Here is a 23,494-nt window from a genome sequence, read left to right on the forward strand (position 1 = left end):
CTTCTTTTGTTAGTCGTTTCGATGATCAATCACAAGTCATCGAGGAATGTTTTATCCAACTGCTTAAAAGCACGCTTTAACGTGTCCGCCAGCGCCTGGTAATCCGGCTTGCCTTCAACCGGGGCCAGCGCCTGCCCGGCCTCCTCCAGTTTTCCACGCACTTCATAAAACCAGTGTAAAATAGAAGGCGGAAGCGGCGTGATGGAGCGTTTACCTAACCACCACAGCCCCTGCATCGGCAGGCTTAACGCGAAGAGCGCCGTCGCGACGGCAGGGCCAAGCTGTCCACCGAGGGCGATTTGCCAGCACAGGGTAAAGATGGCAACCGGAGGCATAAAGCGAATCGCATAGCGCGTAGCGCGGATGGTGCGATTCTCAATAAACATTGGCGCAAGGCGCTTTTCCATTGGCCACGTCTTTGCGTAATGCTGTCCCCGACGAAACAGACTGAAAAAGTTCACGGACGGGATTTCGGGTGTCGACATGGCTGTACCTCAACTTCACATATAAAAATTAAAATTTTTGTGCAAAACCACAACAGGCTATGACAACGTTCAAAATATTTTGTCATCGCTACCCCGTATCGGGTATCCTGTGCCAGCCTGATAGGGCCGTAGACGAGAAGCATTAACTCGTCAAATTATCGCATATTATGCCATTGGCTGAAAATTGTGCAAAATGGCATAAAATCATAGTTATTTCTTTCATCATGCCAGAATGTTCGTTTGCCATGATGTTAATCATAAATGTCTGAGTCATCATGCGTTACGCTGTTAGACTCACTGACGTTTTTTTAGCCACGTATCAATAATAGGTACTTCCATGTCGAGTAAGTTAGTACTGGTTCTGAACTGCGGTAGCTCCTCACTGAAATTCGCCATCATCGATGCGCTCAACGGTGACGAGTACCTCTCTGGTTTGGCCGAATGTTTCCATCTGCCTGAAGCACGTATCAAGTGGAAGATGGACGGCAGCAAACAAGAAGCGGCTTTAGGTGCAGGCGCCGCTCACAGTGAAGCGCTGAACTTTATCGTTAACACTATTCTGGCACAAAAACCAGAACTGTCTGCTCAGCTGACTGCGATTGGTCACCGTATCGTCCATGGCGGCGAAAAATACACCAGCTCCGTCGTGATCGACGACTCTGTTATCCAGGGCATCAAAGACTCTGCCTCTTTTGCTCCGCTGCACAACCCGGCGCACCTGATTGGTATCGCTGAAGCGCTGAAGTCCTTCCCGAATCTGAAAGACAAAAACGTGGCCGTGTTTGACACCGCGTTCCATCAGACCATGCCGGAAGAGTCTTACCTCTATGCCCTGCCGTACAGCCTGTACAAAGAGCACGGCGTACGTCGCTACGGCGCGCACGGCACCAGCCACTTCTATGTGACTCAGGAAGCCGCAAAAATCCTGAACAAACCTGTTGAAGAAGTGAACATCATCACCTGCCACCTGGGCAACGGTGGTTCTGTTTCTGCTATCCGCAACGGTAAATGTGTTGATACCTCCATGGGTCTGACCCCGCTGGAAGGTCTGGTGATGGGTACCCGTTCCGGTGACATCGACCCGGCGATCATCTTCCACCTGCACGACACCCTGGGCATGAGCGTTGACGATATCAACAAAATGCTGACCAAAGAGTCTGGCCTGCTGGGTCTGACCGAAGTCACCAGCGACTGCCGCTATGTTGAAGACAACTACGCTGAGAAAGCTGACGCTAAACGTGCAATGGACGTTTACTGCCACCGTCTGGCGAAGTACATCGGCTCTTACACTGCACTGATGGACGGTCGTCTGGACGCGGTGATCTTCACCGGCGGTATCGGTGAGAACGCGGCAATGGTTCGTGAACTGTCCCTGGGCAAACTGGGCGTTCTGGGCTTCGACGTTGATCACGAGCGTAACCTGGCTGCTCGCTTCGGCAAGTCTGGTTTCATCAACAAAGAAGGCACCCGTCCGGCAATCGTTATTCCAACTAACGAAGAGCTGGTCATCGCGCAAGACGCGCATCGCCTGACTGCCTGATTCCACACCGCCAGCAATGCTGGCGGTGCTGTTTTGTAACCCGCCCAATATCGGCGGTAACGAAAGAGGATAAACCGTGTCCCGTACTATTATGCTGATCCCTACCGGAACCAGCGTCGGCCTGACCAGCGTCAGCCTTGGCGTGATCCGTGCTATGGAACGCAAAGGCGTTCGTCTGAGCGTCTTTAAGCCAATCGCCCAGCCGCGTGCCGGTGGCGATGCGCCAGACCAGACGACCACCATCGTTCGCAAAAACTCCAATCTGCCAGCGGCTGAACCGCTGAAGATGAGCCACGTCGAGTCTCTGCTCTCCAGCAACCAGAAAGACGTGCTGATGGAAGAGATCATCGCTAACTACCACGCTAACGCGCAAGACGCAGAAGTGGTGCTGGTAGAAGGTCTGGTTCCTACCCGCAAACACCAGTTTGCCCAGTCTCTGAACTTTGAAATCGCGAAAACCCTGAACGCAGAGATCGTTTTCGTAATGTCTCAGGGCACTGACACCCCGGAACAGCTGAACGAGCGTATCGAACTGACGCGCAGCAGCTTCGGCGGTGCGAAAAACACCAACATCACCGGCGTGATCGTCAACAAACTGAACGCGCCAGTGGATGAGCAGGGCCGTACTCGCCCTGACCTGTCTGAAATCTTCGACGACTCTTCCAAAGCGAAAGTCATCAAAGTTGACCCGGCTAAGCTGCAGGAATCCAGCCCGCTTCCGGTTCTGGGCGCGGTGCCATGGAGCTTCGATCTGATTGCCACCCGTGCAATCGATATGGCGCGTCACCTGAACGCTACCATCGTTAACGAAGGCGATATCAACACACGCCGCGTGAAGTCCGTGACCTTCTGTGCGCGCAGCATTCCGCACATGCTGGAACACTTCCGCGCAGGCTCCCTGCTGGTGACCTCCGCTGACCGTCCTGACGTGCTGGTTGCAGCGTGTCTGGCGGCGATGAACGGCGTGGAAATTGGCGCCATCCTGCTGACCGGTGCCTACGAGATGGACCCACGCGTGAGCAAGCTTTGCGAACGCGCGTTCGCCACTGGCCTGCCGGTCTTCATGGTGAACACCAACACCTGGCAGACCTCCCTGAGCCTGCAGAGCTTCAACCTTGAAGTGCCGGTTGATGACCACGAGCGTATCGAGAAAGTTCAGGAATACGTTGCTGGCTACATCAACGCAGACTGGATCGAATCCCTGACTGCCACCTCTGAGCGCAGCCGTCGCCTGTCTCCACCTGCCTTCCGTTACCAGCTGACCGAGCTGGCGCGTAAAGCGGGCAAACGCGTTGTGCTGCCAGAAGGCGACGAACCACGTACCGTTAAAGCGGCTGCCATCTGTGCAGAGCGCGGCATCGCGACCTGCGTGCTGCTGGGCAACCCGGATGAGATCAACCGCGTAGCGGCGTCTCAGGGCGTTGAGCTGGGCACTGGCATCGAAATCGTTGACCCTGAAGTGGTTCGCGAAAGCTACGTTGCCCGTCTGGTTGAGCTGCGTAAGAGCAAAGGCATGACCGAAGCCGTTGCGCGCGAGCAGCTGGAAGACAACGTGGTGCTGGGCACGCTGATGCTGGAGCAGGACGAAGTTGACGGTCTGGTTTCCGGTGCGGTTCACACCACCGCGAATACTATCCGCCCACCGCTGCAGCTAATCAAAACGGCACCGGGCAGCTCTCTGGTCTCTTCCGTGTTCTTCATGCTGCTGCCTGAACAGGTTTACGTTTACGGCGACTGCGCAATTAACCCGGATCCTACCGCAGAACAGCTGGCTGAGATCGCTATCCAGTCCGCAGACTCCGCGACCGCTTTCGGTATCGAGCCGCGCGTAGCGATGCTCTCCTACTCCACCGGCACCTCTGGTGCAGGTAGCGACGTAGAGAAAGTGCGTGAAGCGACCCGCATTGCGCAGGAAAAACGTCCTGATCTGATGATCGACGGCCCGCTGCAGTACGACGCCGCAGTAATGGCTGACGTTGCGAAATCCAAAGCGCCGAACTCGCCGGTTGCAGGTCGCGCGACCGTGTTCATCTTCCCGGATCTGAACACCGGTAACACCACCTACAAAGCGGTACAGCGTTCAGCAGACCTGATCTCCATCGGGCCAATGCTGCAGGGTATGCGCAAGCCTGTGAACGACCTGTCCCGCGGTGCTCTGGTTGACGATATCGTCTACACCATCGCGCTGACGGCGATCCAGTCTTCGCAGCAGCAGTAGTTAAAAAGCCCGGTGGCGCTAGCGCTTACCGGGCCTATGGTTTTGTAGGCCGGATAAGCGAAGCGCCATCCGGCAAAAAAGGCGACCACATAACCGGTCGCCTTTTTTATTTAAAGCAGCTCTCTCGCCGCCGACACAATGTCATGCGCAGTAAGACCATATTCCTTCTGCAGGAAATCCTGCGTCCCAACCTGACCGTAGCGCTCCTTAACGCCCACCCGACGCATCGGCACCGGGCAGGTTTCCACCAGCACTTCCGCCACCGCGGATCCGAGGCCGTTGTGAATGCTGTGGTTTTCGCAGGTGACGATGCGCCCGGTTTTCTCGGCGTAGTTTTTCACCAACATTCGGTCGATAGGCTTCAGGGTAAACATGTCGATGACCGCCGCGCTGACCCCCTCCTGCTCTAGCTGGCGCGCCGCCTCCAGCGCCTCCGCCACCATGATGCCGTTGGCAATCAGCGTGATATCGCAGCCTTCGCGCAGCACGTTGCCTTTGCCAATGGTAAAGGTCGAGCCCGGCGCATAGACGCTCGGCGCCTGCTTGCGGATAGTGCGCACCCAGTAAAAGCCTTCGAGGTCGATAAGCTGACGCAGCACGTCCTCGAACATCACCGCGTCTGTGACCTCCAGCACCACCGAATGCGCCAGACCGCGCACGATGCCCATATCTTCGAACGACATGTGCGTCCCGCCGTTGTGGCAGGCCGTCACGCCCGCGTCTGAAGCAATCACCTTCACGTTGTTACGCTGGTAGTCCAGGGACATAAACAGCTGGTCGAAGCAGCGGCGGCTGGCAAACGCGGTGAAGGTATGAACGAACGGCTTACGCCCGGTGAGCGACAGCCCCGCCGCGGTGCCAATAACGTTGGCCTCCATAATGCCGCAGTTAATCACGTGCTGCGGATAATCGCGCGCTACGCCGTCCATCGCCATTGAGCTCATCAGATCCGCTTCCAGGGCGATAATCTCGCTGCCGGCCTCAATCTGCTTTGCTACGAAGCCCGCGTAGACCTTACGCATCTCAACGGCGTCTTTCTGTCCTGCCGGTGCAACCTTAATCATGTGAAGCCTCCAGTTGGCGAATCGTCTCGTTGAGGGCCGCTTTGCTCTCCGCGGTCAACCGCAGGTGGTGCGAGTTGCTGAGCTGTTCCAGGTACGGCACCCCCTGCCCTTTGATGCTGTCGAGGATCACCACCCGCGGACGTGCATCGGCCTCCGGTACCCTTGAGGTCACCTCCAGCAGCGCCGGGACGTCATCCCCCTTCACCGTTACTACGTCAAAGCCAAAGGCGCGGAACTTCCCTTCCAGGTCGAACGCGCTGATGATCTCGTCCAGCTCGCCGTCGAGCTGCTGTTTGTTCCAGTCGACGAACACCGTCAGGTTGTTGAGGCGATGGTGGGCGATAAACTGGAAGGCTTCCCAGCACTGACCCTCGTTCAGCTCGCCGTCACCGACGATGCAGAAGACCCGATTCGGCCGCCCCGCGAGCTTGTGCGACAGCGCCATGCCGCCAGCGATGGAGATCCCCTGCCCGAGCGAGCCGGTGGTGGCGTCCACGCCGCGCGTTTTCAGGCGGTCCGGATGGCTTGGCAGACGCGTGCCGTTCTGGTTCAGGGTGCTCAGCTCCTCCATCGGGAAGTAGCCCTTAATCGCCAGGGTGCTGTAGAGCGCCGGGCCCGCATGGCCCTTCGACAGCACAAAATAGTCGCGCTCCGGCCAGTCCGGATCCGCCGGGTCGATCTTCATCACCGCGCCGTACAGCACGGCCAGGGTTTCGACCACCGACATGCTGCCGCCGTAGTGCCCAAAGCCCAGCTGCGTCAGCGATTTCAGCGTCTCAAGGCGGATCTGGCGCGCCAGTTCAGTTATCTCGTTCTCATTCATGATTTGGCTCCGGTGTTTTCCTGCGCGTTACCGCCAGCAGGTTTATTTTTCGCGAAGACGTTGTACGCCACCAGCAGTGCGAACAGCGCCACAACCAGCCCGGTGATGGCGAGCGGCGACAGGAAGCGCGCCAGGTTACCCAGCACAATGCCGACCGCGCCGAAATCGGCATCCGAGAAGGTGGTGTTAGCAAAGCCAATCGCGCCCAGTACCGGCAGCAGCAGAACCGGCAGGAAGGTGATCAGCAGGCCGTTGGCGAAAGCGCCTATCATTGCCCCGCGGCGTCCGCCCGTGGCGTTACCGAACACGCCCGCCGTCGCGCCGGTGAAGAAGTGCGGCACCACGCCCGGCAGGATCAGCACCCAGTTGAACTGGCCGCAGATGATTAACCCCACAATCCCCCCCAGGAAGCTGAACAGGAAGCCAATCAGCACCGCGTTTGGCGCATAGGGATAGACCACCGGGCAGTCCAGCGCGGGACGCGCGTTCGGGACCAGTTTTTCCGAGAAGCCGGTAAAGGCCGGGACGATTTCTGCCAGAATCAGGCGCACACCCTGCAGGATGATGAACACGCCCGCCGCGAAGGTGATCGCCATGATGATGGCGTATACCAGGTAGTTCTGACCGCCGCTGAAGGTCGACTCGACATACTCGCGTCCGGCGCTCACCGCCATGATCAGGTAGATAATCATCATGGTCAGGGAGATGGAGATCGAAGAGTCGCGCAGGAAGCTCAGGTTCTTCGGCAGGTTCATCTCTTCGGTGGAGCGGGAGCCTTTGCCGACTTTGCTGCCAATCCAGCCGGACAGCACGTAGCCCAGCGTACCGAAATGGCCAAATGCAATCTCATCATTGCCGGTAATACGCTTCATATAGCGCTGCGCAATGGCCGGGAAGAACGCCATAATCAGGCCGAGGATCAGTGAGCCGGTAAACACCAGCCCCACGCCCTCAAAGCCCGCCACGGTGAGGATCACGCCAATCATGCACGCCATATAAAACGTGTGGTGCCCGGTCAGAAATATGTACTTCAGACGGGTAAAGCGCGCGACGACAATATTCGCCACCATGCCGAAGGTCATGATCAGCGCGGTCGAGGCACCGTATTTTTCCAGGGCTATCGACACTATCGCTTCATTGTTAGGAATAATGCCCTGGATATTAAAGGCGTGCTCAAACATGCCGCCTAAGGGATTTAGCGACCCCACCAGCACCGTGGCGCCGCCGCCCAGCACAATAAAGCCGAGAATCGTTTTAATTGTGCCTTTTACGACATCTGAAAAAGATTTTTTCTGCGCAACAAGACCAATTAACGCAATTAACCCCACCAGCACCGAAGGGACTTTTAAAATATCGACAACGAAATTCAGCGTTTCAAGGATAAACATATCCACCTCGCCTTATCAGGGTTATTGTCTGTCGAACCAGGCGCGCAGCTGCGCTTCGAGTTCGTTGATATCAATGATGTTGTTGATCACTACCAGCTGGCTTTCCGGCACGCTGGCGCTTGCCGCAATGTCTTTCGCCATCACGAACAGGTCCGCCGCGCCCGGCGTGGCGGAGGAGAGATCGGAGTGTTCAACCTCGGCGTCAATGTCCAGCTTTTTGAGCACCTTTTTAATGTTCATTTCGACCATAAAACTGCTGCCCAGGCCAGAACCGCAAATAGCCATGATTTTCATTGTTGTCCCCTTATTTTGAGTAGAGCACGCCCCATCACGCTGGCGCGTAATGTTGGGAAGAATCGGATTAAAGAATTAAATCAGAAGCGGTCAATAATGGTTTTAATATCCTCCAGGGTATTCGCCTGATGTAATTTCTCCATATCCTCGTCGCTGGAAAATAGTTCTGCGAGTGCGGATATCATTTCAATATGGCTATGTTTATCCGGTGCCGCGAGCATAATAATCAGATCGACAGGGTCAAACTCTCCGGCACCAAAAGAGACGCCCTGTTTTAGTTTTAGTAATGACAAGCCCAGTCCTTTGGCGCCCTCCTCCGGCCGCGCATGCGGCATGGCCAGCCCTGGTGCCAGCACATAATAGGGTCCTAACGTATGGTGCTGCTGAATGATTGCCGTCACGTATTCCGGTGCAATCACCTGCAGATCCAGCAGCGGTTTCGCGCACATCTCCAGCGCCTGCGGCCAGCTTTCAACGCTATCCTGCAGCGTAATGGTTGTATCATATATCCACTTTTTGAGCATTTTTCCCTCCCGCTAAACGCTAAAGATGGGCAAACTTTATTCAACCCATCAATCATTGACTGCGATCGCGATCACAAAGATAGCGCTACCAATAACTAACATGCAGAAGTGTGATAGCGCTATCAAATTGTCATCATCGTGTGAAATCACAGCAAAAAAAGGGATTTAAGGCGTATACTGCCTGTCACCTGAAATGAAGGAAAAAGAACGCGTCTGGTCAGCAGGAAGGTGTATGTCTTTAACCCGAAAACGGCGCAGTACCGGAAAAGTCACGCTCGCTGATGTCGCACAGCTTGCCGGAGTCGGCACGATGACCGTCTCCCGTGCACTCCGCACGCCTGAACAGGTTTCCGATAAACTGCGTGAAAAAATTGAAGCTGCGGTGCAGGAACTGGGCTATATGCCCAATCTCGCCGCCAGCGCACTGGCATCGGCGTCGTCATGGACGATTGCGATGGTTGTTCCCAACCTTTCCGAAGCCGGTTGTTCAGAGATGTTTGCCGGGCTGCAGCAGGTGCTGCAGCCGGCCGGATACCAGATCATGCTGGCTGAGTCCCAGCATCGTCTTGAACAGGAAGAGAAACTGCTCGAAACGCTGCTGGCGTCGAATATCGCCGCCGCGATTTTACTCAGCGTCGAGCACACCGACACCGTTCGCCACTGGCTGAAAAATTCGTCGATTCCGGTGATGGAGATGGGTGCTATGCGCGCCGATCCGATCGATATGAATATCGGGATCGATAACGTGGCGGCCATGTTTGAGCTGACGGAAATGGTGATCAGGCGCGGCTACCAAAATATTGGCCTGCTGTGCGCCAACCAGGAGCAGTGGATTTTCCAGCAGCATTTGCAGGGCTGGTACAAGGCGATGCTGCGCCATCATCTGTCGCCGAACCGGGTGATTAACGCGGCGATGCCGCCGAGCTTCTCGACCGGCGCGGCACAGCTGCCAGAGTTCCTGCTGGCGTGGCCGGAACTGGATGCGCTGGTGTGCGTATCAGACGAGCTGGCCTGTGGCGCGCTGTATGAGTGTCAGCGTCGACGCATTAAAGTCCCGGACGATCTGGCAGTCGTGGGCTTTGGTGATAGCGACGTGAGCCGCGTTTGCCAGCCGCCGCTGACGACGATGGCGGTACCGCATCGTAAGATTGGGATTGAGGCAGGAAAAGCGCTACTGGAACGTCTGAATGACGGAGACTGGCGCGACCAAAAACCCATCGCGTCCAGCCTGTGCCTGCGGGAAAGCTGTTAAGGCTTACTCAGCTTCTTCCTCTTTTTCCGCTTTGTTTTCCGGCTTAGCGGATTCGTTTTTGGCGTTGCGGGTCATCCACAGCGCCAGCGCCTTTAATGAATCTGGCGTGAACTCGTCGCAGCGGGCAGTAATCTCTTCCGGCGTCATCCAGCAGACTTCGCTTACTTCCTCTTCCTGCAGGGCGAAAGGCCCGTGGGACACACAGCTAAACAGTCCGCCCCAGACGCGGCAATGCTCGTCTTCGAAATAGAACTGACCGTGCTCGGCAAACGGCACCCCGGCGATGCCTAACTCTTCTTCCGCTTCACGACGCGCGGAATCCAGCAGCACTTCATCGGCCTGCACGACGCCACCCGCGGTGGCATCCAGCATACCCGGAAGAAAATCTTTAGTGTCCGTGCGGCGCTGGACCAGAATTTTGCCCATGCCGTCATGCACAACGATGTACGTTGCGCGGTGACGCAGGCGCTCTGCACGCATTTGTTCGCGGCTCGCCTGTGCGATCACTTCATTTTCTTCGCTGACAATGTCAACCCATTCAGTACTTGCCAAATGATTCTGCTCCACCATCGGGAAACCTTCTCGTCTAAGCGCTCTTTCGGCGCGTTTGCAGTTGTGGTGTAACTTACGGATTAATCGCTACCTGCGCAATAACTTGCTGATCATTAAGTGCGATAACGCTCAGGGTATTTCCATCCAGCATGCCATAACTCGCAGCATATCCGCCTTTCGGGATGCTGACCGACCCCGGGTTAAAGTGATAGATCTCACCGCGTTTTTCAGCAACCGGAATATGAGTATGACCGTAAACCAGGACATCGCCAGCCGCGAGCGCAGGGAGATTGTCCGGGCTAAAAAGATGCCCATGCGTCAGGAACAGCCGACAGTTTTCCTGCAGCACCTGTTGCCACGGCGCGGTAAGAGGAAAATGGAGCAGCATCTGGTCCACTTCGCTGTCGCAGTTGCCGCGCACGGCGATAATGCGCGAGGCAAAGGAGTTGAGCTTCTCCGCCACCTGCGCAGGGGCATAGCCTTCCGGCAGCGCATTGCGTGGCCCATGATTTAACACATCCCCCAGAATCACCAGCCATTGCGCCCCGCTTTGCGAAAACAGAGAAAGCACTCGCTCGGTCGCGGGCAGCGATCCATGGATATCCGACGCAAACATCAGTTTCATCCGTCACTCCCAGGTAAAAAAACTGCCCTTATCATACCTGAAGCGTCAGGGCTTATCAGCCCGCGCGCTTAGCGGAGAGTGCCACATAGCGCTGTACGGAGGCCCGCTGCCACTGGAACGCCGCATAATCCACCAGCAGTTGAGGCACCTCATCGCCGTTGAGAATCAAACGGTTCAGCATCAGCGCCAGATCGGTATCGGCAATGCACCATTCACCGAACAGGTTCGGATTACCGTGAGCGAGCAGCGAGGTGGCGGTTTCAATCAGCTTTTGCGCGCTGTCGACGCCTTCTGCGCTGAGCGCCGGCTTTTTCACACCGGCAAACACGACATCCGTGGAGCGTTCGACGCGAATCGGCACCAGGTCGCTACGCAGCCACGCCTGGATCTGCCGCGCGCGGGCGCGCTTTTGCAGATCGTGAGGATAGATGCGCTCCCACTCAGGCGGCGCAAAACGATCTTCCAGATATTCATCAATTGCCGACGATTCGCTCAGCGCAAAGCCATCGATCTCCAGCACCGGCACGCGTCGCGTCAGGTCGTAACCCTGCCACTGGGGTTTGAGATGTTCACCACCGTCGAGATCGACGGTCTTCAGCGTAAAGGAGAGTCCCTTTTCGGCCAGCGAAACGTATACGCTCATGACGTAGGGAGAAAAGAAATTTGCATCGGACCACAACGTAATTACGGGCTGGTTCATAACATCCTCATCGGCTGATCGGTTTTTACTCAACATATAATCTCTTTGCGTCTCTGTCACTTGATGAAAACTCACGATTTACAACCACCACCTATACTCATTTGTCATGGCACTACTATTCGACTGACAGGAGTTGAAAATGATTGACCTTTATTACGCCCCTACTCCAAACGGCCATAAGATCACCCTCTTTCTCGAAGAAGCCGAACTGGATTACAGGATCATTCGCGTGGATATCAGCAAAGGCGAACAGTTCAACCCTGTGTTTTTGGCTATCTCGCCGAACAATAAAATTCCGGCCATTATTGATAGCCAGCCAGCGGACGGAGGCAGGCCGCTGAGCCTGTTTGAATCCGGCGAAATTTTGCTTTATCTGGCGGAGAAAACCGGCAAGCTGCTGAGCGGTGAATTGCGCGAGCGTCACCACACTCTGCAGTGGCTTTTCTGGCAGTCAAGCGGCTTTGGGCCGATGCTGGGGCAGAACCACCACTTCACCGCCTTCGCGCCGCAGACCATTCCTTACGCCATCGAGCGATATCAGGTTGAAACCCAGCGTCTTTACGGCGTTCTGAACCAGCGGCTGGAGAAAACGCCGTGGCTCGGGGGCGACCATTACAGCATTGCCGATATTGCCTGCTGGCCGTGGGTAAATACGCATGATAAACACCGAATTGACTTAGCGTCTTACCCGGCGGTGAATAACTGGTTTGAGCGTATCCGGACCCGCCCGGCCACCGAACGCGCGATGCAAAAAATCCAGCAAATTTAACCTTGTAGGAAGCTGGGTGCCTGCGAGGCTCTCATGTATTATGGGCGGAAATACTGACACGGAGATGACCTGCAATGTCACAGCCAGACGCTATTATTCGGATAAAAAATTTACGCTTGCGCACGTTCATTGGTATCAAAGAGGAAGAGATTGCCAACCGTCAGGATATTGTTATTAATGTGGTTATCCACTACCCGGCAGACAAAGCGCGGGCCAGCGAAGACATCAACGACGCGCTGAACTATCGCACGATAACCAAAAACATCATTCAGTACGTGGAAAACAACCGCTTCTCGCTGCTGGAGAAATTAACTCAGGATGTGCTCGATATCGCACGCGACCATGACTGGGTCACTTATGCTGAAGTAGAGATCGATAAACTTCACGCCCTGCGCTATGCCGACTCCGTCTCCATGACGTTAAGCTGGCGACGCCAGGGGTAAACCTGGAGGTTGTATGAAGATTTTGCTGACTGGCGGTACAGGCCTGATTGGTCGCCATCTCATTGCCCGCCTGCAGGCGCTGCATCATGATGTCACCGTGGTGACGCGCAGCCCGGAAAAAGCGCGTCAGGTGCTGGGAGCAGGGGTCGATATCTGGAAAGGGCTGGCCGATCGGCAGAATCTGGACGGTTTTGACGCCGTCATCAACCTTGCAGGCGAACCCATCGCTGATAAGCGCTGGACCGAAGAGCAGAAACAGCGGTTGTGCAGCAGCCGCTGGAATATTACCGAAAAGCTGGTTGAGCTGATTCGCAACAGCCACACGCCGCCGTCGGTGCTGATTTCAGGTTCTGCGACGGGCTATTACGGCGATCTTGGTGAAGTGGTGGTAACCGAAGAGGAGCCGCCCCACAACGAGTTTACCCATAAACTCTGCGCCCAGTGGGAGCGCATCGCCTGCGCGGCGCAGAGCGATAAGACCCGCGTCTGCCTGCTGCGTACCGGTGTGGTGCTTGCGCCGAAAGGCGGCATTCTGGGTAAAATGCTTCCGCCCTTTAGGCTGGGGCTCGGCGGGCCGATCGGCAACGGCCGTCAGTACCTGGCCTGGATCCATATCGACGATATGGTGAACGGCATTATCTGGCTGCTGGATAACGATCTGCGCGGGCCGTTTAATATGGTTGCGCCGTATCCGGTACGCAATGAACAGTTTGCCCATGCGCTGGGGCATGCCCTGCACCGCCCGGCGATTTTACGCGTACCTGCGACGGCGATTCGCCTGATGATGGGCGAAGCGTCCGTGCTGGTGTTGGGCGGCCAGCGCGCGCTGCCGAAAAGGCTGGAGGCGGCCGGGTTTGCGTTTCGCTGGTATGATTTAGAAGAGGCGCTGGGGGATGTGGTGCGGTGAATATGTTACAGTGATACGCCATGTTCCGATGAAATGGCGTAACAATGGCAACCATCACCACTCCCCGGCTTCACCTCACCCCTTTCGAACCCTCAGACTGGGCGTTCTTCCGCTCGCTGCGCGAAAACCGCGACATCATGCGCTATATGGCCGCGATTGCTCCCGAAAAAGAGACCCGACGCGTGTTTGCCGCACGCCTGATGGCGGAGCATGTCTTCGTGGTCCGCTTTCTGAATGAAGATACGCCGCTGGGGGATATCGGCCTGCAAATCAGTCAGGAGAATCGTGCAGAGGCGGACATCGGCTACACGGTTGTGCCTGCGGCGCAGGGAAAAGGTATCGCCAGTGAGGCGCTGCGCGCGGTGTGTGACTATGCGTTTAACCAGACCGGCGTGAGAGCGATTAACGCGTACGTGCTGGCGGATAACAGCGGATCCGTGCGGGTGCTGGAGAAAGCCGGTTTTGTGCGCACGCAGGTGCTGGAAAAGGCGTATGAGATTGACGGCGTGCGTTATGACGACTGGGTGTATCGGCTGGAATGTGGTGCAGCCTGAGGCCCTCACCCCGGCCCTCTCCCAAAGGGAGAGGGAGAAAGGCGAAAGATTACTTCAACGATCCCTTCAGGAACTGCTGCAACCGCGGGCTTTGCGGGTTCGCCAGCACTTCGTCCGGGTGGCCCTGCTCTTCAATTTTCCCCTGATGCAGGAAAATCACGTGGTTCGAGACGTTACGGGCGAAGCCCATCTCGTGCGTCACCACCACCATCGTTTTGCCCTCTTCGGCCAGCTTCTGCATGATGCGCAGCACTTCGCCGACGAGTTCCGGGTCCAGCGCGGAGGTCGGTTCGTCGAACAGCAGCACCTCCGGTTCCATCGCCAGCGCGCGGGCGATAGAGACACGCTGCTGCTGGCCGCCGGAGAGGTGCACCGGGTACTTCATCTGCTGGCGCTCGTCGATACCCACTTTCGCCAGGTATTTCACCGCACGCTCCCGGGCTTCCTGCTTGCTCAAGCCCAGGACCTGAACCGGTGCTTCCATCACATTCTCCAGCACCGTCATGTGGCTCCAGAGGTTGAAATGCTGGAACACCATCGTCAGGCGCGTGCGCAGCAGGCGCAGCTGATTCTTATCCGCCACCTTCAGCTGGCCGTCTTTGTCACGGACCAGGTTAATAGTCTGCCCGCTCACCACAATCGAACCTTCGCTCGGCTTTTCGAGGAAGTTAATGCAGCGCAGGAAGGTACTTTTACCCGAGCCGGATGAGCCGATGATACTGATCACGTCGCCCGCATTCGCCTGCAGCGACACCCCTTTCAGCACTTCATGTTCGCCGTAGCGTTTGTGCAAATCAATAACGTTTAATTTGTTCTCAGCCATCATCTTTCTCAGTGCGTCGAAGAAGGTTTTATATGCTGCAACCAGCGTTTTTCAGCCTTACGGAACAGGCTAATCAGAACATAAGAGATAATTAAATAGAGCACCGCCGCAATGCCAAACGCGGTAAACGGCTGATAGGTCGCGGAGTTGATATCGCGCGCGATTTTGAGCAGATCCGGCACCGTCGCGGTAAAGGCGAGCGCGGTGGAGTGCAGCATCAAAATCACTTCGTTGCTGTACGCCGGAAGCGCGATACGCAGCGCCGAAGGCAGAATAATACAGCGGTAAAGCTTCACGGAGGAGAAGCCGTACGCGCGCGCCGCCTCGATCTCACCGTGCGGCACGGAACGAATGGCCCCGGCGAAAATCTCGGTGGTATAGGCGCAGGTGTTGAGCGTTAGCGCCAGCACCGTACAGTTCAGGCCACTGCGGAAGAACGCGTTCAGCATTTCCGTGCCTTTTACGATCTCAAGCGTATACATCCCCGAATAGAACACCAGCAGCTGCACGTACAGCGGCGTGCCGCGAAACACATAGGTAAACAGCCAGATCGGGAACTGGATAAACTTGTTGTTCGACACGCGGCCGATGGCGAGAAACACAGCCAGAATGCCGCCCATCACCACGGAAGAAATCAGCAGCCAGAGCGTAATCGCCACGCCGGTAAAGCGGTAGCCATCCGTCCACAGCAGGGATTTCCAGTATTCCTGAATAATCTCAATCACAGGTCAGCCCTCTTCACACCCACGGAGTAGCGACGTTCGAGCAGAAGCAGCACACCATTGGAGACGGTCGTAAAGACCAGATAGATCACGCCGCAGACTACCGCAAAGTAGAACGGCTCCCAGGTGCTCTTGCCCGCCAGCTGAGTCGCTTTAACAACGTCTTCCAGACCGAGCAGCGAGACCAGCGCCGTCGCTTTGAGAATAACCTGCCAGTTGTTGCCGATGCCCGGCAGCGCATAGCGCATCATGGCCGGAAACATGATCCGGCGAAACGTTTGTGAAGAGGTAAAACCAAATGCGGTTGCCGCTTCAATGTGTCCTCTTGGGACCGCCATGTAAGCGCCACGGAAGGTTTCCGTGAAGTAGGCACCGTAGATAAAACCGAGGGTAATAATACCGGCCACCATCGGGTCGATATCAATTTGTCCCATCCCCATCGCATCCGTCACGCTGTTCAGCGCAATCTGCAGACCGTAAAAGATAAGCAGCATCAGCACCAGATCGGGTACGCCGCGAATGAGCGTGGTATAACCTTCGAAAATGAGCGCCAGCGGTTTGTTAGCCGAAAGCTTCGCCCCTGCGCCCGCCAGTCCTATCAGCACCGCCAGCACCACGGAGCTGATAGCCAGCTCAAGGGTGACAAGCGCGCCCTGTAAAATAACGCCAGAAAATCCGTACAGCATACCGCGAGCCCTGTCGTATCGTGAGTGGTAAACCGTGTCTTATCCCCTCCCGCAGCGGGAGGGGCCGCACGTTATTTGACGGAGCGATTAGCCGCCGTACACATTGAAATCGAAGTACTTTTTCGCCAGCTTGTCATAGGTACCGTCAGCGCGCATTTCCGCAAACGCTTTGTTCAGCGCTTCACGCAGCTCGTTGTCTTCTTTGCGCAGGCCCATTCCGGTGCCTACACCAAACAACTTCACATCCTTAATGGACGGGCCGCCGAACTTGTAATCTTTACCCACCGGCGTTTTCAGGAAGCCTTCGCTTGCCGCGACTTCATCCTGGAATGCCGCATCAATACGGCCTGCCGTCAGGTCTGCGTAAATATTTTCCTGGCCCTGATAGGAGACGATTTCAATCCCCTTCGGCGCCCAGTGTTCGTTACCGTAGGTTTCCTGCGTGGTGCCCTGCAGCACGCCCACGCGTTTCCCCTTCAGCGACTCGAGGGTCGGTTGAATGTCTGAAGACTTTGCCACCACCAGACGTGAATCGGCCGCATAGAGCTTGTCGGTGAAGGCAATCTCCTGCTGGCGTTTCTCGGTAATGGAAAGCGAGGACATAATCACGTCGATTTTTTTGGCTTTCAGGGAAGGGATCAGCGCATCCAGCGGGTTTTCTACATAAGTACACTGCGCTTTGATGCGTTTGCACAGCTCATTGGCCAAATCGATGTCAAAACCCACCAGTTCACCCTTTGAATTCTTCGATTCAAACGGCGCATAGGTTGGATCAGTACCAATACGGATTTTCTGCGGAATGGCTGCGAATGCCGCGGTGGCGCTGGAAAAGGCCAGCACGAGGGATAGTGACAACACGAGTTTTTTCATATTTGTCCTCAACAAACTGTCTACATACGGTTTTTTTACGACGACGGGGTGGGGTTAATGTGCCATTAATCCCCGCTGTCAGGCAAAGAATAATGCCTTTCTGGCGGGATTTTTTGCATTATTAATGCTTAAGTATGCACACAGCGACCCAATATGGTGCACAGACTGCACCATATTGAATCATCCTCACCCGCGATGCACCACATCAGTGCATCACCGTGATGCGTTAGTCACCGTAGACGTTGAAGTCGAAGTATTTCTTCGCCAGTTTGTCGTAGGTACCGTCTTTGCGCAGCTCGGCAAACGCTTTGTCAAAGGCGGCTTTAAGCTCTTTATCGTCCTTGCGCAGGCCAATGCCGGTGCCGTCACCAAAGTATTTTTTGTCTTTCACGGACGGGCCCGCAAAGGCGTAGTCTTTACCTGCCGACTGCTTCAGGAACCCTTCGCTCGCGGCGACTTCATCCTGGAACGCGGCATCCAGACGGCCCGCCGCCAGGTCAGAGTAGATCAGATCCTGGTTCTGGTAAGCCACCACGTCGACGCCCTTCTCGCGCCAGTTGGCATTGGCGTAACCTTCCTGGGTCGATCCCTGGAGTACGCCAACGTGCTTGCCTTTCAGCGAGTCGATGGTCGGTTGAATCGGGGAACCTTTCGCGGCAATCAGACGCGAATCCGCAGCGTAGAGCTTGTCAGAGAACGCGATCTCCTGCTGACGCTTTTCGGTGATGGAGAGAGAAGAGATAATGGCGTCGATTTTCTTTGCCTTCAGCGACGGGATTAACGCGTCGAAGTCGCTGCCCACCCATGTGCATTTCACTTCCATACGTTTGCACATTTCATTTCCCAGATCGATGTCAAACCCCACGAAATCGCCCTTCGCATCCTTGGAAGAGAATGGCGCGTAGGTTGCGTCTGTACCGATACGAACCGTCTGTGGAAGCGCTGCGTAGCTACCTGCTGCTGCACTTAACCCCACCAGCAAAGACAGAGCCAGAACCGTCTTCTTCATACATTTACCCTCAAGTACCGTGATTTTATTATGTATTGTGTTGTGTGTTGTGTTGCAGGCTTCTCTTGCAGGTCTTATGCCACATTGCCGTCTGGTCAAAACTTCGACGTTAAATATGTTAATAAAACGTTGCGATATTGCCTTAATGGTGAAAGATAGCAGGTCTGCCGAACGAACCGGAAAGAGAAAAAGGGAAAAAGCGAATTAAATGTCGAGGATATGATCGCCGTTGCATAATTGCCCTGAAACAGGGCAACGTCTCTTTTCATGCACAGCATTTGTGCACAGAATCAGGCTCCCTGCCAGCGGGTGAAGAGATCTTCGGGCAGGTCGATGTCAAACTGATCCAGCACGCGATTGATGGTCTGATTAATCACATCGTCCAGCGACTGTGGTCGGTGATAGAACGCCGGTACCGGCGGCATGATTACCGCGCCCAGCTCGGCGGCCTGGGTCATTAAGCGCAGATGGCCCAGATGCAGCGGCGTTTCCCGCACGCAGAGCACCAACGGGCGACGCTCCTTCAGCACCACGTCCGCCGCGCGCGTCACCAGGGTGTCGGTATAGCTGTTCACAATCCCGGAGAGCGTTTTAATTGAGCAGGGCAGGATAACCATGCCGGCGGTTTTAAACGAGCCTGAGGAGATGCTGGCGGCGATATCGCGGGCATCGTGAACCACGTCTGCCAGTGCCTGGACATCGCGCAGGGAAAGATCCGTTTCAAGGGAGAGGGTTTGTCGCGCCGCCTGGCTCATCACCAGATGCGTTTCCACTTCTGCCACGTTACGCAAAACCTGTAGCAGGCGTACGCCGTAAATCGCGCCGCTGGCACCGCTGATGCCAATAATGAGTCGTTTCATGATTTCGCCCTTGCTGATTTCTGGGCTGACTGTGCAGGATTTTGCGGGGAGTTGCAAGTGAGGGCACGCGCCCTCACCTGCGAAGAGATCAACCTTCGTTGTGCATCTCTAAGCTTTCGAGATCGTTTTGCAGCTGAACGGCTTTCGCATCGTCATTGCGCAGCGAATCAAGATAGTCAAGGTATTGCTGGTCAACGTCTTTCGTCACGTAGACGCCGTTAAACACGGAGCATTCGAACTGCTGAATTTCCGGGTTCTCGGCGCGCACCGCGTCGATGAGATCGTTCAGATCCTGGAAAATCAGGCCGTCGGCACCGATGATCTGGCGAATTTCGTCCACTTCGCGACCGTGAGCAATCAGCTCGTTGGCAGTTGGCATATCGATGCCATACACGTTCGGGAAGCGAATTTCCGGCGCGGCAGATGCCAGGTAGACTTTCTTCGCACCCGCTTCGCGCGCCATCTCGATAATCTGCTCAGAGGTGGTGCCGCGAACGATGGAGTCATCCACCAGCAGAACGTTCTTGTCGCGGAATTCCGCGCGGTTGGCGTTCAGCTTACGGCGCACGGACTTACGGCGCAGATGCTGGCCCGGCATGATAAAGGTGCGGCCAACGTAGCGGTTCTTCACGAAGCCCTGACGGTATGGCTTTTCCAGAATGCGGGCAATTTCCAGGGCGATATCGCAGGAGGTTTCCGGGATAGGAATAACCACGTCGATGTCGAGATCGTCCCACTCGCGGGCAATCTTCTCGCCGAGTTTCGTGCCCATGTTAACGCGCGCGCTGTATACGGAGATTTTGTCGATGAACGAATCCGGACGGGCGAAATAGACGTATTCAAACAGGCACGGGTTGCTGACCGGGTTGTCAGCACACTGGCGGGTAAACAGCTGGCCCTTCTCGGTGATATACACCGCTTCGCCCGGCGCAACGTCACGCAGGAACTCAAAGCCCAGGGTATCCAGCGCCACGCTCTCAGAGGCAACCATATATTCGGTACGGCCATCGCCAAGGTCGCGCTTGCCCAGCACCAGCGGACGAATGCCGTTTGGATCGCGGAAGGCAACCATACCGTGACCGATGATCATCGCCACGCAGGCGTACGCACCGCGGATCTGGCGGTTGGTCGCAGCAATGGCAGCGAAGATATTGTCTGCTTCCAGCGGGTAATGACGGAAGTTATCCAGCTCGCTGGCGAACACATTGAGCAGGATTTCTGAATCAGAGGTGGTGTTAATGTGGCGACGTTTCTCTTCGAACAGCTTCTTACGCAGCTCATGGGCGTTGGTCAGGTTGCCGTTATGGGCAAGCGTGATGCCATACGGTGAGTTGACGTAGAAAGGCTGTGCCTCAGAGGCGCTGGAACTGCCAGCAGTAGGATAACGAACGTGACCGATCCCCATATTACCTTGCAGACGCTGCATATGGCGGGCTTCAAACACATCGTTTACCAGGCCATTCGCCTTACGTAAACGGAAGCAGTTGTTTGCATCAATGGTGATGATACCCGCAGCATCCTGCCCACGGTGCTGAAGCACCGTTAACGCGTCATAAATCGACTGGTTTACCGGCATGAAACCGGCGATACCGACAATACCGCACATTCGTCTTTTCCTCGTTAAGCCACATCTCAGGGTTTATGCCCTGGGCAAAAAACTCGACGAGCTTTGCAGATAGTCAAAGAACCATCTGATGATGAAGCTGAATTCTGGAATGAGCTGCGATTTCTGCCAGTCTTCACTTTTGGAGAACCCGGTGAAGGTATCCAGGAAGAACAGGATCGCGGCCACAATCAGCACGCCTCGCAACGCCCCGAAACAGATGCCGAGTACCCTGTCCGTTCCTGACAGACCGGTTTTCTCGACCAGCTGACCTATCACATAATTCACGATAGCGCCGACAATCAGCGTCGCGATAAACAGCACCGCGATGGCGATTCCATTTCGGACCAGTTCATCTTCAAAGCCCGTGAACCAGACAGACAGGTAAGTGTAGTAATGACTGGCAACAAAGAAAGCACAACCCCAGGTTACCAGCGATAACGCTTCACGAACAAAGCCACGGATCAGGCTAACCAGACAGGAAAAACCAATCACCGCAATGATGGCGTAATCAATCCAGACCATATGTGTCCCACGATTAAACGCCCTGTCATCCAGTTCGGGGCGAATTCTAACAGAAAAAGAAAACGTTTGCGTAGGGATTTCCTTCCCGCGCGTAAATAAAAAAGGCGCTGAAAAAATGTTCAACGCCCCTCACCCTAACCCTCTCCCCAAAGGGGAGAGGGGACGGTACGATGCAGTATGATACAAACGCGCTCGATGCGACTTTCACCCTCTCCCCTTTGGGGAGAGGGCCGAGGTGAGGGGTAGATCTTATCAGTTCGCGCTGTAGCTCATCACCACACCGCTCAGCCCGGAGATCTGCTTCAGCTCGCCGAGCGACCCCTTCAGCTTGTCTTTCGACGCTTCCGGCCCCACGAGAATACGGGTAATTTTACCCTGCACCGGCGTGGAAGGTGAAGTGTAAACGCGATATCCCGCGCTGCGCAGTTTACCGACAACCTCGTTGACTTTATCGGCGTTTTTCAGCGCCCCCAGCTGCACAACGTAGGCTTTGCCGGTCGGGGCCGCGTCTTGCTTCGCCGGAGGTGGAGTTTCAGACGCTGCAGCCAGCTGCTCTGCCGCTTTATCCCGCTGTGGCTGTTGCTGTGGCTTCGGCTGCGGTTTCTCTACCGGCTTCGGTTTTTCAACAGGCTTAGGCTTCTCTACCGGTACCGGATCGATCTCGATGTTGTTATTCGCCGCCAGACGCGACGGATCGAGTGACGGTGCAGCGGCATCGCCCGCGCGGACTTCTTCCGCCGCCCCTTCAGGCGGCTGAGCAGGCAGCGCCTGCGTCGCCGCAGGCAGCATATCCGGTTCATCACGATCGCCCGGCTTCGGCACCAGCGGAATGGCTGCAAACTCGTCCTGATAATGTTTTTTCTGCCCGTCGAGCAGCCCGGGAAGAATAATTACCCCGAGCGCGACCAGCACAATGGTTCCTGTTAAACGGTTCTGAAACTTACTCGCCACCGGTTCTCCCCGCGTCCATCACTTCCATGACATGTGCCACTGTGTGGAAAGAGCCACACACCAGCACGGTATCTTCTGGTTTAGCCTCCGCCATCGCGGCATGCCAGGCCTGCGCCACGCTACTGTAGATTGCGCCTTTGCCGAGATGTTCCATCAGCTGCTCAGCGGTCGCGCCGCGCGGCCCCTCCAGAGGAGCACAATACCAGCTATCGACCACACTCTCCATGCAGGCCAGCGTCCCGCCGATATCTTTATCATGAAGCATACCGATAACCGCCAGCACGCGCCCGGTTTTTGGTAACGATTTGAGACGTCCTGCGAGATACGCCGCCGCATGCGGGTTGTGCGCCACGTCCAGGATCAGACGCGGTGACTCGCTGACGATCTGGAAACGCCCCGGCAGAATTGCGCTCTGAATACCGTCGCGGATAGCCTGCTCGCTGACCGCTAATCCGCTGGCGCGCAGTGCCGCCAGCGCGGTGGCCGCGTTCGGCTGTGGTACCTGCGGCAGCGGCAGGTTGTCCAGCGCACCCTGTGCATCGCTGAAGCGCCAGCCGTTGTCCTGTACCTCATACTGCCAGTCAACGCCGCGGCGCAGGAGCCGTGCGCCCTTCTCGTTTGCTACATCAGCGATGGTGTGCGGCATGTCCGGCTCGCCGACCACGGCGGGCTTATTTGCGCGGAATATACCGGCCTTTTCGCGGCCAATGCTTTCACGGTCCGGGCCCAGCCAGTCAGTGTGATCCAGCGCGATGCTGGTGACCACCGCCACGTCCGCATCCACCATATTGGTTGCATCCAGACGCCCGCCCAGGCCAACTTCCAGAATTACCACGTCCAGCTGCGCCTGTTTAAACAGCCACAGCGCCGACAGGGTACCGTATTCGAAATAAGTTAATGAGGTTTCCCCGCGCGCCGCTTCGATAGCCGCGAACGACGCCGTATGGGCAGATTCCGCCAGCTCGCTGTTTTGCACGCGAACGCGCTCGGTGTAACGCACCAGATGCGGGGAGCTGTAGACGCCAACTTTGTAACCCGCCGCCATCAGAACAGATTCCAGCGTGCGGCAGGTGGTGCCTTTACCGTTAGTGCCGGCTACGGTAAACACGAAAGGCGCCGGTTTCAGCACGTCGAGACGCGCGGCAACCTGACTTACGCGATCAAGCCCCATATCGATGGTTTTACTGTGCAGGTTTTCCAGATAAGAAAGCCACGCGGCCAGGGGCGACGTGGCTTGGGGAATGCTTTTATTTTCCATAATGCCCGGTTGTCATTAACAGGTTATAAAGCAAAAGGGCAGCGCCATC

The 23,494-nt window shown here is 56.0% G+C and carries 26 protein-coding genes; 7 read left to right on the top strand and 19 right to left on the bottom strand.

All coding sequences use genetic code 11. The features are described 5' to 3' along the window. Positions 1 to 29: 29 nt before the first annotated feature. Positions 30 to 485 carry a terminus macrodomain insulation protein YfbV gene (gene yfbV, locus AC4ICF_RS16215; RefSeq protein ID WP_061097539.1) on the bottom strand — a complete coding sequence of 152 codons (456 nt, stop codon included), beginning with the start codon at positions 483 to 485 and terminating at the stop codon, positions 30 to 32. A 337-nt stretch (positions 486 to 822) separates the two neighbouring features. Here yfbV and ackA point away from each other — a divergent pair, with 337 nt between their 5' ends. Then, positions 823 to 2,025 carry an acetate kinase gene (gene ackA / locus AC4ICF_RS16220; RefSeq protein ID WP_116338560.1) on the top strand — a complete coding sequence of 401 codons (1,203 nt, stop codon included), beginning with the start codon at positions 823 to 825 and terminating at the stop codon, positions 2,023 to 2,025. A 76-nt stretch (positions 2,026 to 2,101) separates the two neighbouring features. Next, positions 2,102 to 4,243 carry a phosphate acetyltransferase gene (gene pta / locus AC4ICF_RS16225; RefSeq protein WP_116338558.1) on the top strand — a complete coding sequence of 714 codons (2,142 nt, stop codon included), beginning with the start codon at positions 2,102 to 2,104 and terminating at the stop codon, positions 4,241 to 4,243. Between the two features lie 110 nt (positions 4,244 to 4,353). Here pta and AC4ICF_RS16230 read toward each other — a convergent pair whose 3' ends face one another. The 5 genes from AC4ICF_RS16230 to AC4ICF_RS16250 all read right to left on the bottom strand — a co-directional run bounded on the left by AC4ICF_RS16230 (position 4,354) and on the right by AC4ICF_RS16250 (position 8,336). After that, complete coding sequence (locus tag AC4ICF_RS16230) at positions 4,354 to 5,307, bottom strand: transketolase family protein (RefSeq protein ID WP_316379332.1); 954 nt, start codon at positions 5,305 to 5,307, stop codon at positions 4,354 to 4,356. Then, positions 5,300 to 6,130, bottom strand: coding sequence for a transketolase (locus tag AC4ICF_RS16235; protein WP_316379331.1), 831 nt, complete (start codon positions 6,128 to 6,130; stop codon positions 5,300 to 5,302). The genes AC4ICF_RS16230 and AC4ICF_RS16235 overlap by 8 nt, the downstream gene beginning before the upstream one ends. Continuing rightward, positions 6,127 to 7,518: a PTS ascorbate transporter subunit IIC gene (locus AC4ICF_RS16240; RefSeq protein ID WP_491466107.1), complete on the bottom strand. Its 1,392-nt coding sequence runs from the start codon at positions 7,516 to 7,518 to the stop codon at positions 6,127 to 6,129. Before AC4ICF_RS16240 ends, AC4ICF_RS16235 begins: the two co-directional genes overlap by 4 nt. 21 nt (positions 7,519 to 7,539) lie before the next feature. Further along, positions 7,540 to 7,812 (bottom strand): PTS sugar transporter subunit IIB, encoded by a 273-nt coding sequence (locus tag AC4ICF_RS16245; protein WP_116338550.1) that lies wholly within the window; start codon positions 7,810 to 7,812, stop codon positions 7,540 to 7,542. Between the two features lie 80 nt (positions 7,813 to 7,892). Beyond that, the gene (locus tag AC4ICF_RS16250; protein WP_316379329.1) at positions 7,893 to 8,336 is read right to left on the bottom strand and encodes a PTS sugar transporter subunit IIA; all 444 of its coding nucleotides are present in this window, start codon (positions 8,334 to 8,336) and stop codon (positions 7,893 to 7,895) included. Between the two features lie 232 nt (positions 8,337 to 8,568). Between AC4ICF_RS16250 and AC4ICF_RS16255 the strand changes: the two genes are divergently transcribed. Beyond that, positions 8,569 to 9,588: a LacI family DNA-binding transcriptional regulator gene (locus AC4ICF_RS16255; protein WP_316379328.1), complete on the top strand. Its 1,020-nt coding sequence runs from the start codon at positions 8,569 to 8,571 to the stop codon at positions 9,586 to 9,588. Positions 9,589 to 9,591: 3 nt separating this feature from the next. Here AC4ICF_RS16255 and yfcD read toward each other — a convergent pair whose 3' ends face one another. From yfcD to yfcF, 3 genes are read right to left on the bottom strand one after another with little or no spacing between them, the layout of a single operon-like run. Continuing rightward, positions 9,592 to 10,158, bottom strand: coding sequence for an NUDIX hydrolase YfcD (yfcD, locus tag AC4ICF_RS16260; protein ID WP_006811396.1), 567 nt, complete (start codon positions 10,156 to 10,158; stop codon positions 9,592 to 9,594). A 55-nt stretch (positions 10,159 to 10,213) separates the two neighbouring features. Continuing rightward, on the bottom strand, positions 10,214 to 10,765 hold the full coding sequence (gene yfcE, locus AC4ICF_RS16265) for a phosphodiesterase (RefSeq protein WP_316379326.1): 552 nt from the start codon (positions 10,763 to 10,765) through the stop codon (positions 10,214 to 10,216). Positions 10,766 to 10,820: 55 nt separating this feature from the next. Further along, positions 10,821 to 11,465, bottom strand: a complete 645-nt coding sequence (yfcF, locus tag AC4ICF_RS16270) for a glutathione transferase (protein WP_116338544.1) — start codon at positions 11,463 to 11,465, stop codon at positions 10,821 to 10,823. 139 nt (positions 11,466 to 11,604) lie between these two features. Here yfcF and yfcG point away from each other — a divergent pair, with 139 nt between their 5' ends. The 4 genes from yfcG (at position 11,605) to AC4ICF_RS16290 (ending at position 14,138) form a co-directional block, all read left to right on the top strand. Beyond that, the gene (gene yfcG, locus AC4ICF_RS16275) at positions 11,605 to 12,234 is read left to right on the top strand and encodes a GSH-dependent disulfide bond oxidoreductase (protein WP_116338542.1); all 630 of its coding nucleotides are present in this window, start codon (positions 11,605 to 11,607) and stop codon (positions 12,232 to 12,234) included. 74 nt (positions 12,235 to 12,308) lie between these two features. After that, complete coding sequence (gene folX, locus AC4ICF_RS16280) at positions 12,309 to 12,677, top strand: dihydroneopterin triphosphate 2'-epimerase (protein WP_116338540.1); 369 nt, start codon at positions 12,309 to 12,311, stop codon at positions 12,675 to 12,677. Positions 12,678 to 12,690: 13 nt separating this feature from the next. After that, complete coding sequence (locus AC4ICF_RS16285; RefSeq protein ID WP_116338538.1) at positions 12,691 to 13,584, top strand: TIGR01777 family oxidoreductase; 894 nt, start codon at positions 12,691 to 12,693, stop codon at positions 13,582 to 13,584. A gap of 44 nt (positions 13,585 to 13,628) precedes the next feature. Continuing rightward, on the top strand, positions 13,629 to 14,138 hold the full coding sequence (locus AC4ICF_RS16290) for a GNAT family N-acetyltransferase (RefSeq protein ID WP_316379325.1): 510 nt from the start codon (positions 13,629 to 13,631) through the stop codon (positions 14,136 to 14,138). Positions 14,139 to 14,187: 49 nt separating this feature from the next. Here AC4ICF_RS16290 and hisP read toward each other — a convergent pair whose 3' ends face one another. The 10 genes from hisP to folC form a co-directional block, all read right to left on the bottom strand. Next, positions 14,188 to 14,961, bottom strand: a complete 774-nt coding sequence (gene hisP / locus AC4ICF_RS16295) for a histidine ABC transporter ATP-binding protein HisP (protein WP_116338533.1) — start codon at positions 14,959 to 14,961, stop codon at positions 14,188 to 14,190. An 8-nt stretch (positions 14,962 to 14,969) separates the two neighbouring features. Then, complete coding sequence (locus AC4ICF_RS16300) at positions 14,970 to 15,686, bottom strand: ABC transporter permease (RefSeq protein ID WP_028013953.1); 717 nt, start codon at positions 15,684 to 15,686, stop codon at positions 14,970 to 14,972. After that, a complete protein-coding gene (locus AC4ICF_RS16305; protein ID WP_048961437.1) occupies positions 15,683 to 16,369 on the bottom strand; it encodes a histidine ABC transporter permease HisQ in 687 nt (228 codons plus the stop codon). The genes AC4ICF_RS16300 and AC4ICF_RS16305 overlap by 4 nt, the downstream gene beginning before the upstream one ends. Positions 16,370 to 16,456: 87 nt before the next feature. Beyond that, positions 16,457 to 17,239: a histidine ABC transporter substrate-binding protein HisJ gene (gene hisJ, locus AC4ICF_RS16310; protein WP_008502592.1), complete on the bottom strand. Its 783-nt coding sequence runs from the start codon at positions 17,237 to 17,239 to the stop codon at positions 16,457 to 16,459. 226 nt (positions 17,240 to 17,465) lie between these two features. Beyond that, entirely contained in the window at positions 17,466 to 18,248 is a 783-nt protein-coding gene (gene argT / locus AC4ICF_RS16315; RefSeq protein ID WP_116338531.1) for a lysine/arginine/ornithine ABC transporter substrate-binding protein ArgT, read from the bottom strand. Between the two features lie 290 nt (positions 18,249 to 18,538). After that, positions 18,539 to 19,108, bottom strand: coding sequence for a UbiX family flavin prenyltransferase (locus AC4ICF_RS16320; protein WP_116338529.1), 570 nt, complete (start codon positions 19,106 to 19,108; stop codon positions 18,539 to 18,541). 88 nt (positions 19,109 to 19,196) lie between these two features. Beyond that, positions 19,197 to 20,714, bottom strand: a complete 1,518-nt coding sequence (gene purF / locus AC4ICF_RS16325; protein ID WP_116338528.1) for an amidophosphoribosyltransferase — start codon at positions 20,712 to 20,714, stop codon at positions 19,197 to 19,199. Positions 20,715 to 20,747: 33 nt separating this feature from the next. Further along, on the bottom strand, positions 20,748 to 21,236 hold the full coding sequence (gene cvpA, locus AC4ICF_RS16330) for a colicin V production protein (protein WP_000262116.1): 489 nt from the start codon (positions 21,234 to 21,236) through the stop codon (positions 20,748 to 20,750). A gap of 252 nt (positions 21,237 to 21,488) precedes the next feature. Then, positions 21,489 to 22,187 carry a cell division protein DedD gene (dedD, locus tag AC4ICF_RS16335; protein WP_163330278.1) on the bottom strand — a complete coding sequence of 233 codons (699 nt, stop codon included), beginning with the start codon at positions 22,185 to 22,187 and terminating at the stop codon, positions 21,489 to 21,491. Continuing rightward, complete coding sequence (gene folC, locus AC4ICF_RS16340) at positions 22,177 to 23,445, bottom strand: bifunctional tetrahydrofolate synthase/dihydrofolate synthase (protein WP_116338524.1); 1,269 nt, start codon at positions 23,443 to 23,445, stop codon at positions 22,177 to 22,179. The genes dedD and folC overlap by 11 nt, the downstream gene beginning before the upstream one ends. Positions 23,446 to 23,494: the final 49 nt, after the last annotated feature.

The sequence above is a fragment of the Enterobacter sp. ECC_219_Taxon_10 genome, from assembly GCF_058354905.1.

Excerpts from the sequence above, each read along its gene's own strand:
- yfbV (WP_061097539.1), bottom strand. The coding sequence starts at position 485 with ATGTCGACACCCGAAATCCCGTCCGTGAACTTTTTCAGTCTGTTTCGT.
- ackA (WP_116338560.1), top strand. The coding sequence starts at position 823 with ATGTCGAGTAAGTTAGTACTGGTTCTGAACTGCGGTAGCTCCTCACTG.
- AC4ICF_RS16230 (WP_316379332.1), bottom strand. The coding sequence starts at position 5,307 with ATGATTAAGGTTGCACCGGCAGGACAGAAAGACGCCGTTGAGATGCGT.
- AC4ICF_RS16235 (WP_316379331.1), bottom strand. The coding sequence starts at position 6,130 with ATGAATGAGAACGAGATAACTGAACTGGCGCGCCAGATCCGCCTTGAG.
- AC4ICF_RS16240 (WP_491466107.1), bottom strand. The coding sequence starts at position 7,518 with ATGTTTATCCTTGAAACGCTGAATTTCGTTGTCGATATTTTAAAAGTC.
- AC4ICF_RS16245 (WP_116338550.1), bottom strand. The coding sequence starts at position 7,812 with ATGAAAATCATGGCTATTTGCGGTTCTGGCCTGGGCAGCAGTTTTATG.
- AC4ICF_RS16250 (WP_316379329.1), bottom strand. The coding sequence starts at position 8,336 with ATGCTCAAAAAGTGGATATATGATACAACCATTACGCTGCAGGATAGC.
- AC4ICF_RS16255 (WP_316379328.1), top strand. The coding sequence starts at position 8,569 with ATGTCTTTAACCCGAAAACGGCGCAGTACCGGAAAAGTCACGCTCGCT.
- yfcD (WP_006811396.1), bottom strand. The coding sequence starts at position 10,158 with ATGGTGGAGCAGAATCATTTGGCAAGTACTGAATGGGTTGACATTGTC.
- yfcE (WP_316379326.1), bottom strand. The coding sequence starts at position 10,765 with ATGAAACTGATGTTTGCGTCGGATATCCATGGATCGCTGCCCGCGACC.
- yfcF (WP_116338544.1), bottom strand. The coding sequence starts at position 11,465 with ATGAACCAGCCCGTAATTACGTTGTGGTCCGATGCAAATTTCTTTTCT.
- yfcG (WP_116338542.1), top strand. The coding sequence starts at position 11,605 with ATGATTGACCTTTATTACGCCCCTACTCCAAACGGCCATAAGATCACC.
- folX (WP_116338540.1), top strand. The coding sequence starts at position 12,309 with ATGTCACAGCCAGACGCTATTATTCGGATAAAAAATTTACGCTTGCGC.
- AC4ICF_RS16285 (WP_116338538.1), top strand. The coding sequence starts at position 12,691 with ATGAAGATTTTGCTGACTGGCGGTACAGGCCTGATTGGTCGCCATCTC.
- AC4ICF_RS16290 (WP_316379325.1), top strand. The coding sequence starts at position 13,629 with ATGGCAACCATCACCACTCCCCGGCTTCACCTCACCCCTTTCGAACCC.
- hisP (WP_116338533.1), bottom strand. The coding sequence starts at position 14,961 with ATGGCTGAGAACAAATTAAACGTTATTGATTTGCACAAACGCTACGGC.
- AC4ICF_RS16305 (WP_048961437.1), bottom strand. The coding sequence starts at position 16,369 with ATGCTGTACGGATTTTCTGGCGTTATTTTACAGGGCGCGCTTGTCACC.
- hisJ (WP_008502592.1), bottom strand. The coding sequence starts at position 17,239 with ATGAAAAAACTCGTGTTGTCACTATCCCTCGTGCTGGCCTTTTCCAGC.
- argT (WP_116338531.1), bottom strand. The coding sequence starts at position 18,248 with ATGAAGAAGACGGTTCTGGCTCTGTCTTTGCTGGTGGGGTTAAGTGCA.
- AC4ICF_RS16320 (WP_116338529.1), bottom strand. The coding sequence starts at position 19,108 with ATGAAACGACTCATTATTGGCATCAGCGGTGCCAGCGGCGCGATTTAC.
- purF (WP_116338528.1), bottom strand. The coding sequence starts at position 20,714 with ATGTGCGGTATTGTCGGTATCGCCGGTTTCATGCCGGTAAACCAGTCG.
- cvpA (WP_000262116.1), bottom strand. The coding sequence starts at position 21,236 with ATGGTCTGGATTGATTACGCCATCATTGCGGTGATTGGTTTTTCCTGT.
- folC (WP_116338524.1), bottom strand. The coding sequence starts at position 23,445 with ATGGAAAATAAAAGCATTCCCCAAGCCACGTCGCCCCTGGCCGCGTGG.